The following is a 10418-nucleotide window of genomic DNA, read 5'->3' on the forward strand; positions in this document are numbered from 1 at the left end:
TAGAGATATATCCAAAGGAGAATTTGTATGAAACCTGCATTAAAAGAGTGGCCTTTATGGGAAGTATTTGTTCGCAGTAAACAAGGATTGGAGCATAAACATTGTGGCAGTCTTCATGCCTCCGATGCGGTTCAAGCGCTTGAGATGGCGCGCGATGTCTATACAAGACGCCAAGAGGGGGTAAGCATTTGGGTGGTGCCTTCTAAACTGATTACCGCAAGCCAGCCCGATGAAAAAGGTGAATTATTTGACCCATCAAATGACAAAATCTATCGTCATCCAACGTTTTACACCATTCCAGAAAAAGTGGGGTACATGTAATGAAAAAGACGAATAATCACGGAAACAGTTTAGTGAATGAAGGGGATCGCATGAAATATGAATATCTCCTCCATTTGGCGGATAACGCCCTTATTTTGGGGCAACGTAATGCGGAGTGGTGCGGGCAAGGTCCGGTGATTGAAGAGGATATTGCGATGGCCAATATCAGCCTAGATCTGATTGGTCAGGCGCGTATGCTCTATCAATATGCGGCAACGCTGCGAGCAGACGAGGTAACGGAAGATACGCTAGCCTATTTTCGGCACGAGCGGGAGTTTCGTAACTATACGTTATTGGAATTACCGCATCATATTGCATACTCTTCCTATATGACGACCGATAAAGATTACGCCTACACCATTGTGCGCAACTATCTGTATAGCACTTTGATGGTCTTGCTTTGGAATGAGCTGAGCGATTCCAACGATGAAACCTTAAAAGCGATTGCCGAAAAGAGCATTAAAGAGGCGCAATATCACCTGAGGCATTCAAGCGGATGGTTGCAGCGTTTAGGCGATGGCACAGAGGAGTCTCATCAGAAAATGCAATCGGCGTTAGATGCACTTTTTCATTATACGCAGGAGTTTTGGCAAGATGCAGACTTTGAAACGGCCGCAAATTTGGAAGGATTTGGGGTGCTGCCTTCAACCTTAAAAGCGAGCTGGGAGGAGGCGGTGAGCACAACCGTTACCGCGTCAACCTTAACGCTCCCCGAGGCTACGGGCTTTATTACCCAAGGGAAAGTGTGCTACCACTCTGAGTATTTAGGTCCTTTATTAGCCGAGATGCAATATGTGGCTCGGAGTTATCCTGATGGAAATTGGTGATGAGTATGATTGCAAACGAGATGAACCGACATGCGTCAGAGATTACCGAAATCTGGGCGATTTTAGAGGCGGTCAAAGACCCTGAAATCCCGGTGATCTCTCTGCGTGAACTCGGTATTTTACGAGAGGTCTCCTATGATAATGGCGAGTGGGTTGTGGTGATTACGCCCACCTACAGTGGTTGCCCCGCAATGGAGCAGATCGAGGATGATATTGTTGCAGAGCTTGCAAAAAATGCGATCCAAAATGTGCGCGTTGAAACGGTATTATCGCCCGCTTGGAGCACCGATTGGATGACAGAGAGTGGCCGTGCAAAACTTAAAGCCTATGGCATTGCGCCTCCAGAAAAACAGTGTGGGAAAACCATTCAGATCGTCCATTTTGAACGGCATTATGAGACAGAGTCTGTTGAGTGTCCCCATTGCGGTTCAAACAATACGGTTGTAACGTCTGAATTTGGTTCGACGTCGTGTAAAGCGCTCTATCGTTGCCAAACATGCCACGAGCCATTCGATTATTTTAAGCCTCATTAAAAACAATAATAATTTAACAAAGGAGGTATGAAGATGACTTCATCATTTCATTTTCATCAATTAGCTGTGAAAGCCGTCAATATTGAAGCGGATAATGCCATCGCGGTAACATTTTTTGTACCCGATGAGATCAAAGATCAATTTGATTTTAAAGCGGGGCAGTTTTTAACGCTTAAAACCGATATTCAAGATGAAGAGGTACGCCGTACCTACTCCATTTGCAGTCCACGCAGTCGCTTGCAGACGCAAAATGAGGTGAGTATTGGGATTCGTTCCATTGAAGAGGGACTCTTTTCGAATTGGGCCTATGAGCACCTTAAACCCGGAATTTCCCTTGAGGTAATGCCTCCAAGTGGCCGCTTTGTGGTTAAAAAAGAGCGCGCATTGCACCGAGTTGGCTTTGCATCGGGATCGGGAATTACCCCCATTTTAGCGATCATTGCGACGACACTTGAGGAAAACCCTATCGCAAAATTTACGCTCGTATATGGCAATCGTCACGTCAATACAGTGATGTTTAATGAGGCATTGCAAGATTTGAAAGATCGTTTTGCTGATCGCTTAACTCTGATCCACATTTTCTCACGTCAAGCGCAAGAAGTGCCACTGTTAGAGGGGCGAATTACTGCCTCTAAAGTCAAAGAGATCGTCGATACTTTACTCCCCATTAAGAGTATGGATGAGGTCTTTATCTGCGGGCCTGAAGGAATGATCGATGAGGTGGAGGCAACTTTAATTGAGCTTGGCGTGCCAAAAAAGCGTGTCTATAGCGAGCGTTTCATGGCGTTTGATCCTGAGCATCATACCAAAAATAGCGTCGTATCCGATATTATCCGCGAGGCGCCCAAAGAGAAAAATGTGGCAATCTCCGTTATTTTAGACGGCGTTACGCATGCGCTTCACATTAGCGATGAAGATGTGATTTTAGATGCACTTATTGCCGAAGGGTTGGATGTTCCTTTTTCCTGTAAGGCGGGGGTTTGCAGTACCTGCCGAGGCAAAGTCTTACAAGGGAAAATCACCATGGATAAGAACTTTACCTTAGAGGCCGATGAGGTAGATAAAGGGTATGCGTTAACGTGCCAATCACGACCGGCCACCTCAACGTTAGTGATTAGTTATGATGAACGTTGATTGTAGTAGTTTGCACTGATTGCGCTACCTCCTCTCGGTAGTGCGCTGTGTAAATTAGACTCCATCGTTGAATGCTTTTTAACTCTGATGATTGGCTAGATGACTAGCAGGTGATCGGCAGTTAAAAAGCTTTTTTATGGGGCGAACTAATCCCAAAATCCGCGATGGCGAATATAGAGCAGTGAGCCGATTAGAATCGAGATGGAGAGGATAATCACATAGAGATAGCCATATTTTGATTCAAGCTCGGGCATGCCTTGGAAGTTCATGCCATACCAGCCGACAATGAGGGTCAGAGGCAGGAAAACGGCGGATAAAATGGTGAAGGTTTTCATCGTTTTATTGAGATTAAGATCGATCTGAGCGCGGTAGCGATCATTAATTTGCGACACATATTCACCAAGCATCGTCGTATATTTATAGAGCCGATTGAGTTTGTTGAGGATGCGCTGATAATCGCGGGCGGCCTCAAGGGTTAAAAGCTCGCGGTAATCGTCGGTAATATCTTCAAAGAGATCAATTAAGGACATATAGTGATGCTTGTAGATGGAGAGCGTTTTTCGAAGCGAGAGAATCGATTCTTCTGGGTTTTTAGGCTCTCTAGTAAGTGAAAGTTCAAGCTCTAAAATGGTGTTTTCAAGATCGCGGAGAAAGGTGCGATCGGTAAGAAGATCGTAGCGAGTGAGCGCATAGGGAATTAAGAGATTGGCATCATCAACGTCGCCGATTTGGCTGTAGACGTAATTAATAATTTCAATATAATCTTGCGGCGTGCGGAGCGTTTCATCATAAAAAAGGAGCGCCGATTGCGCATGTTTAATAAAGACGAGCTCCTCATTTTTCTCAAGCTGGGTATGATTTTTAATGGTAAGGCTAAAGAGCATATGGTCGCGATACCGCTCGACATAGGCATCATTTTTAGCGTTCAAAACTTCGGTAATCATCGTGCTCGGCCAGCCGTTTTCAGACGCCACCGTTTCGAGTTGATCAAAGGGAATGCACCGCAAGGTCGCCGTATCGACATCGGATGTTATAAATTGATTATCGGTAAATTGATAGCATTCCATGGTGATCTCCTTTCTGTACGGTAAAAGATCATTATAGGAAATGCGCGCGGATTAATCGATGCGGATATTTTGTACCGCTTCGGTGGTGCCGTCTAAATAGGTGATGGTGCCAAAGAGTTTTCCGGCTTTGATCTCGCCTTTAAAAGTGCCCAGTTCAGGGAGATAGAAGGTGCCGGATTTAGCGTAGCCATTTTCGTAAAGCCCTTCAAAATAGCGTCCTTCGGCATAATCCATGCGCCCGTAACCATGCATGACACCATTGACAAATTGCCCATCATATCGGCTAAGTGCTGAGACTGAGGTGCCCATCCCATCGGGAACGCCGTGTTTAATGGAACCTGTATACACCGAATGAGGGGTCACAATGCGGCCTTCGCCTTCGGCAACGCCATCGATAAATCCGGCTACAATGACCGTACCGCTAAAGGGAGAATCGTCGCTATAGCGATATTTTCCAATGCCGTTCGGAACACCATTTTCCACATCGCCCGCGTAGCGATCACCATTTTCAAAGACAATCACTTCCGGATTGATCGGTTCAGGAACTAAAAAGGTGGGAATCGATTTGGCATTGATATGGGCGGGAATCTCTATCTCGGTGACTGAATCGTTATAGTGCGCGCAACTTGTAATCAAGAGCGTTAAGAGAAGCGCGAGCACAAAATATTTGCTACGAAAAGCGGTTAGAACAGTCATTTTTTATCCGATCAGTAAGAAGCAAAAAGCATGAATGAATGGGGGTATTTTAGCGTGAAGTTTAGGAAATCCCAATCAAATTCCTAAATATATCCGATCACCTTAATGTAGGGTGGCAATAAAAAAAGAGCCACCGAAGTGACTCTTTTATGATGATGCTAATCCTCTTAAGATTAATACCTATTTTGCATTTAATAGCTCGGGTAAAGTGAGCGAAATGGCAGGGATATAGGTGATTAAGAGTAAGAAGAAAATCAAGATCATTAACCATGGTAGTGCTGCGCGAATCGTGCGGGTGATCGGCATGCCGGTAACCGCTGAGGTCACAAAGAGGTTGAGCCCTACAGGCGGGGTAATCAGACCAATTTCCATGTTAACCACCATGATAATTCCTAAGTGGATTGGGTCGATGCCAAGCTCCATCGCGATCGGGAAGAAGATTGGCGCGAGAATTAAAATCACCGCCGATGGCTCCATAAAGCTCCCCGCAATTAAGAGCACAATGTTCACAATCACCAGGAACATCCATGGAGATAGCCCCATATCGGTCACCCATGCTGCGATCATTTGTGGAATTTGCTCAGTGGTTAAAACGTGGGCAAAGAGCATAGCGTTGGCGATGATAAACATCAGCATAACCGTCATTTTTCCAGAGTCGAGCATCACTTTCGGGAAGTCGCGAATGCGCATATCTTTATAGACAAAGAGCGCGATAAACGCGGAATAAACGGCCGCAACCGCCGCCGCTTCTGTCGGAGTATACATCCCAGAATAGATCCCGCCGAGGATAATCACCATTAACAGAAGTCCCCAGAGGGCGCGTCTAAAGGAGACGATCCAATCTCTGAAGCTTGCGCGAGGTTGAGCCGGTAAGTTTTTAATGCGCGCGACGATATAGATCGCCACCATTAACGCAACCCCAAGTAGGGCACCGGGTACGATTCCCGCGATAAACATTTTACCGACCGATTGCTCCGTCGCCGCTGCGTAAACAACCATGACGATGGAAGGAGGAATTAAGATTCCGAGGGTTCCCGCGTTACAGATAATGCCTGCCCCAAATTCTTGTGGATAGCCTGAACGAACCATTCCCGCAATCGCAATTGATCCGACGGCTGCAACGGTAGCTGGACTTGAGCCTGAAAGTGCCGCAAAGAGCATACAAGCGAGTACTGAACCAATGGCAAGACCGCCACGAATATGGCCAACGCAGGTGTTTGCAAAGTCGATAAGACGACGAGCAACGCCACCTGTGGTCATAAATGCGCCGGCAATTAAGAAGAAAGGAATCGCGAGAAGCGTTGTATGTTCGGAAGTTTCGAACATTTTAATCACTAAGCCACGGGGTGAGTCGGGGCTAAAAAACATAATGGTCAATGCACTTGAAAGCCCGAGTGAAATCGCGACCGGCACGCCGATCAGCATCAGTGCAAAGAGGATGACAAATAGAAATAGTACAGTCATGATTATTTAAGCTCCTCTGCTTGGCTTTTTTTCAACTCATCAATGGCATCGGCCGCTTCGTCGGCTAACCCGAGGGTGTCTTGTTTGTGGGTAAAAATGCGATAGCCCACTTCGATATAGCGGAAAATAAGGAGCGTAAATCCGATCGGAACAATGATGGAGATCTGCCAACGCATTACGCCAAAGCGGTCAAGCCCTTCGGCAAGCGTGCCTAAACGGTAGAAGTTTAAGACCCAGTCGATACTCGCAAAGAGCATAATCCCGCCGTATAAAAGACAAGCGCCTAAGCCTAAATAAGCAAAGAAGCGTTTTACCGGTGTGCTAAAAAGTTTAACGAGTGCATCCACGCCGATATGGCCGCCGATACGCACGCCGTACGACATACAGAAGAAGATAAGCCAGGCAAAGCAGGCCGCTGTAAATTCATTTGACCAACTAAACGAGCTCGCCGATTCCATCATGAAATCGCCGGCATCTAATAAAAAATCTTCCAGTTTAGATGGTTCATCGCCCGCAACCCAGTCCGCCAATTTATAAAATGGCATATAGAGATTGTTGAGCATGGTGTAGATAAAAGTAACCAGTGTCATCGATGTTAGGATAAAAACCGTCATAAAAATTTCAGTTTTTTGCCATAAATTATCCATGAACCGGTAGATGTTCATAAACATGGTGAGTTCCCCTTACAGATTGCTTGACGCACACAAAAACGCGATAACCCCCTTAATACAGGGATTAAAGGGGCTATCATTGATTCATCTAACAAGATGAACTGTTGTTGTGCGCTAACCTACATTATTGGTTGTTTGAGTTTACCGCCGCTTCAATTAAATCCGCGCCGACTTCATTTTCAAACTTTTTCCAAACCGGGCGAACTGCATCACGCCACTGTTCACGCTCTTCTTTGGTGAGCGTAATAATTTCAGTTGTGCCCGCATCTAAAATGCGCTGTTTATCACCTTCGTTTACCGCATTCGCTTGCGCGTTTACTTCGATCGATACTTCATCGATAATCGCTTTAAGCTCGGTACGAACATCTTCTGGTAAACCGTCCCAGAATTTTGTATTTGTGATTACCATGTAGTCTAAAGTACCGTGATTTGATTCAGTGATGTACTTTTGAACTTCATGAATTTTTTGTGAATAGATGTTTGAATAAGGGTTTTCAGCACCGTTTACAACGCCGGTTTGAAGGCCTTGATACATCTCTGCAAACGCCATTTTACGTGGGTTTGCACGGAGCGCTTTAAATTGCTCTTCAAGAACTGCTGAGGCTTGTACACGGAATTTTAGACCGCGCGCGTCACGTGGAACACGTAGGGCTTTATTTGCTGAAAGCTGTTTTAAACCGTTGTGCCAGTACGCAAGACCGGTGATGCCTTTATCTTCCATACTTTTCAGTAAGCCTTGGCCGGCGTCACTGTGTTGGAAGCGATCAAGGGCTGCCATGTCGTCAAATAGGAATGGAAGGTCAAAGAGCTGAATTTTTTTCTGATAGTGCTCAAATTTTGCAAGCGAGGGCGCAAGAATATGCACGTCTCCAAGTAAGAGGGCATCCATCTCTTGTCCATCACCATAAAGCGATGAGTTTGGATAGACTTCAACTTTTACTTTACCGGCTAAACGCTCTTCAGCCAATTTCTTAAAGAGCTGTGCGCCTTGACCTTTCGGGGTTGAGTCTGCAACAACGTGTGAGAATTTAATTACGATCGGGTCCGCATTTGCAACGCCGAGCATTCCACCGCACGCAAAAACAAGCGGCATGACTAGCCTATTAATTAACTTATTCATTAATTACTCCATTCACTATAACTATAAATATTGATTACCGATGACGAACTTTATTATTTAGATTTTGGTGTACGTTTTGGCCGTCATCGATTATGACAATAGCACATTCCTAAAAAATCAAGAAATGTATTTTAATCGTAAGATGATGTTAATCACCTCTTTTTATTGATCTAAGTTAACGGTATGCAACATGTAACATATCAATTAATCGATTGATTTTGATCGTCTATTTTACAAACATTAATAAACGTTAAGCGGATTAAAGGCATGTAAATAGTGAATTTTTTTATGGATAACTCTATAAATATTCTATAGAAAATCTTAAGTTTGCTCGAAAATTATCGGAGTGAATAGCAATAAACGTGCGCAAAAATCACGGAAAGATTAGAAATAGGGAAGTAATCGCGGTGAAAACCCCAAAAGATTCGGAAGACTTAGAGATTTCCGCAATAAGTGATCACAATAATTGAGATGGGAGATAGTGCAAGGGGAGGAGATAAACGATAGACGGCAAAAAACAACACGCAAGACGATCTTGGTTTGTCGTACAAAAATAACAATATGTGGATGTGGAGAATAGATTAGAGAGGGAAGTTTATATAGAAATATATAAGGAGGGAGAATTGGGGTGATCGACGGGATTTGAACCCGCGACAACCGGAATCACAATCCGGGGCTCTACCAACTGAGCTACGACCACCATAGTCGAATTTTTGCAGATTTGAGTGGCGCGCTCGGCAGGACTCGAACCTGCTACCCTCGGCTTAGAAGGCCGATGCTCTATCCAGATGAGCTACGAGCGCCTTACAACCCTAAAGGGCCAAGTTGAGTTACTAATCAAATCAAAATGGTCGGGGCAGAGGGATTCGAACCCCCGACCCTCTGGTCCCAAACCAGATGCGCTACCAGACTGCGCTATGCCCCGTTTTTTTGATCTTCCGTTGAAGGAAGGATTAGTATGATATAGCCGAAGCCATCATTCGTCAAGAGGGTGTGTAACTTTTAATCATTTCACTGATTCGTTGTAACCTAAGTCGTTCAATTACCAATGGAATTTCTTTGGGTTCACAAGACTGAATCGCCTCATTGATGGGGAGTGATTGTAGTGCATTAAAAATGGTTTGTAAATAGTTTTTTTGCGGATATTCTCGCGTTTCCAACCCAAGGCGTCCGCGCGCGTCAGCTAAACAAGCATTTATAAAGCGTTCTACATTGATTGGCCGCCTAAATCCATCAAGATTTAAAATCAGTTTTAAGATCGTTTTTGGGCGAACATTGAGCAGTTGATGCATGATGAGATGGTGTTCAGTCACCTTAAGTGCGATATCGCGATACTCATTGGGCACCCGTAACCGCTCCGAAAAGGCTCTCGTAATCGGCACGCCGCGAATTTCGTGCATTTTATGGCTCGGTAATTCATCAGTCGGGGTCACGGCCTTGCCAAAATCGTGGCAGAGCACAGCGTAACGGGTGGGAAGATCGCCCGTAATCTTCGCAACTTGCTCAAGCGCCATCATTACATGGATGCCGGAATCAATTTCAGGGTGATATTTCGCCGTTTGCGGTACGCCAAAAAGAGCATGGACCTCCGGAAATAGCGTTTCTAGCGCACCGAGCTCTTTTAAACAGTAGAAAAAGGCTTGGGGCTGATCCTCAGATAGCGCTTTCACAAGCTCCTGCCAAATGCGCTCCGGCACCAGTGCATCGAGCTCACCGGAATCAATCATTATTTTAACTAACGCTTTTGTCTCATCGGCAACGGTAAAGCCATAGGGCTGATAGCGCGCGTAAAATCGTGCAAGGCGAAGTACTCGCACCGGATCTTCAATGAAGGCATCGCTCACATGGCGTAATATACGATTGTTAAGATCGTCCGCGCCGTGATAGGGGTCGAACAAATTCCCCGTTTCATCTTGAGCCATGGCATTAATGGTGAGATCGCGGCGGAGGAGATCCTCTTCTAATGTAGTGTTTGGCGAGGCATCAATCTCAAAGCCGTGATAGCCTTTTGCCGTTTTCCGTTCACTGCGAGCAAGGGCATATTCTTCCCCGGTTTTCGGGTGCAAAAAGACCGGGAAATCTTTCCCCACTTGTTTAAAGCCTTTTTCGAGCATCATCTCAGGCGTCGCGCCCACAACGACCCAATCGTGCTCATGAAACGGGTGTCCAAGCAATGCATCACGCACCGCGCCTCCCACTAAATAGACTTTAAATTCCTGCGCCATACTCTGTTTTTATTCCATTAAATTGCTGAAAAACGATGAGAAAAGTATATCAGTTTTTGAGAATAAACGTTCGATCGGAGTCTTGCTAAAAAGCAGAAAATATCGAGAAAGTGACAAAAAAGCGCCATACATTTGTTTACATAAGTTAATGCCAATCAGGTGTTGGGTTGAAACTTTTTTTGGATTTCTGGGATGAACACAAAAAAGACCGCGGGAATCTTTGCAGAGATTAATGATTATCAGATGAGTGTCTCGATTTGTAAATGTATACAATATTATACTTTATTTGATTTTATTCGATATGTGACAAAATCCCGTAATTTATCTGAAAATCCACAACTTAAAACCATTTTAAAAGTA

9 protein-coding genes, 3 tRNA genes and 1 pseudogene are annotated in these 10418 nt (G+C 44.9%); 4 read left to right on the forward strand and 9 right to left on the reverse strand.

Going from position 1 to position 10418, the window contains the following annotated elements; all coding sequences use genetic code 11:
- The first annotated feature begins 27 nt into the window (after window positions 1-27).
- From paaB to OXI21_RS05180, 4 genes are read left to right on the forward strand one after another with little or no spacing between them, the layout of a single operon-like run.
- Window positions 28-321: a 1,2-phenylacetyl-CoA epoxidase subunit PaaB gene (gene paaB, locus OXI21_RS05165; RefSeq protein WP_279618496.1), complete on the forward strand. Its 294-nt coding sequence runs from the start codon at window positions 28-30 to the stop codon at window positions 319-321.
- Entirely contained in the window at window positions 321-1148 is an 828-nt protein-coding gene (gene paaC / locus OXI21_RS05170) for a 1,2-phenylacetyl-CoA epoxidase subunit PaaC (protein ID WP_279618497.1), read from the forward strand. Before paaB ends, paaC begins: the two co-directional genes overlap by 1 nt.
- Window positions 1148-1681, forward strand: a complete 534-nt coding sequence (gene paaD / locus OXI21_RS05175) for a 1,2-phenylacetyl-CoA epoxidase subunit PaaD (RefSeq protein ID WP_279618498.1) — start codon at window positions 1148-1150, stop codon at window positions 1679-1681. The genes paaC and paaD overlap by 1 nt, the downstream gene beginning before the upstream one ends.
- A gap of 33 nt (window positions 1682-1714) precedes the next feature.
- Entirely contained in the window at window positions 1715-2815 is a 1101-nt protein-coding gene (locus OXI21_RS05180; protein ID WP_279618499.1) for a 2Fe-2S iron-sulfur cluster-binding protein, read from the forward strand.
- 146 nt (window positions 2816-2961) lie between these two features.
- Here the strand turns inward: OXI21_RS05180 and OXI21_RS05185 are convergent, their stop codons facing one another.
- From OXI21_RS05185 to OXI21_RS05225, 9 genes and pseudogenes are all read right to left on the reverse strand, one after another.
- Window positions 2962-3882, reverse strand: a complete 921-nt coding sequence (locus OXI21_RS05185; RefSeq protein WP_279618500.1) for a CorA family divalent cation transporter — start codon at window positions 3880-3882, stop codon at window positions 2962-2964.
- A gap of 51 nt (window positions 3883-3933) precedes the next feature.
- On the reverse strand, window positions 3934-4578 hold the full coding sequence (locus OXI21_RS05190) for a hypothetical protein (RefSeq protein WP_279618501.1): 645 nt from the start codon (window positions 4576-4578) through the stop codon (window positions 3934-3936).
- A gap of 180 nt (window positions 4579-4758) precedes the next feature.
- Complete coding sequence (dctM, locus tag OXI21_RS05195) at window positions 4759-6042, reverse strand: C4-dicarboxylate TRAP transporter large permease protein DctM (protein ID WP_279618502.1); 1284 nt, start codon at window positions 6040-6042, stop codon at window positions 4759-4761.
- Window positions 6043-6044: 2 nt separating this feature from the next.
- On the reverse strand, window positions 6045-6656 hold the full coding sequence (locus OXI21_RS05200) for a TRAP transporter small permease (protein ID WP_279618504.1): 612 nt from the start codon (window positions 6654-6656) through the stop codon (window positions 6045-6047).
- Between the two features lie 181 nt (window positions 6657-6837).
- A pseudogene (locus OXI21_RS05205) lies at window positions 6838-7761 on the reverse strand (TRAP transporter substrate-binding protein); the annotation flags it as partial.
- 696 nt (window positions 7762-8457) lie between these two features.
- Window positions 8458-8533, reverse strand: a tRNA-His gene (locus tag OXI21_RS05210).
- Between the two features lie 26 nt (window positions 8534-8559).
- Window positions 8560-8636 (reverse strand) — tRNA-Arg (locus tag OXI21_RS05215).
- A gap of 45 nt (window positions 8637-8681) precedes the next feature.
- Window positions 8682-8758 (reverse strand) — tRNA-Pro (locus tag OXI21_RS05220).
- Window positions 8759-8816: 58 nt separating this feature from the next.
- On the reverse strand, window positions 8817-10058 hold the full coding sequence (locus OXI21_RS05225) for a multifunctional CCA addition/repair protein (RefSeq protein ID WP_279618506.1): 1242 nt from the start codon (window positions 10056-10058) through the stop codon (window positions 8817-8819).
- Between the last annotated feature and the right edge of the window lie 360 nt (window positions 10059-10418).

Origin of the sequence: Ignatzschineria sp. RMDPL8A (genome assembly GCF_029815055.1) — a bacterium.
Taxonomy (GTDB): domain Bacteria; phylum Pseudomonadota; class Gammaproteobacteria; order Cardiobacteriales; family Wohlfahrtiimonadaceae; genus CALZBJ01.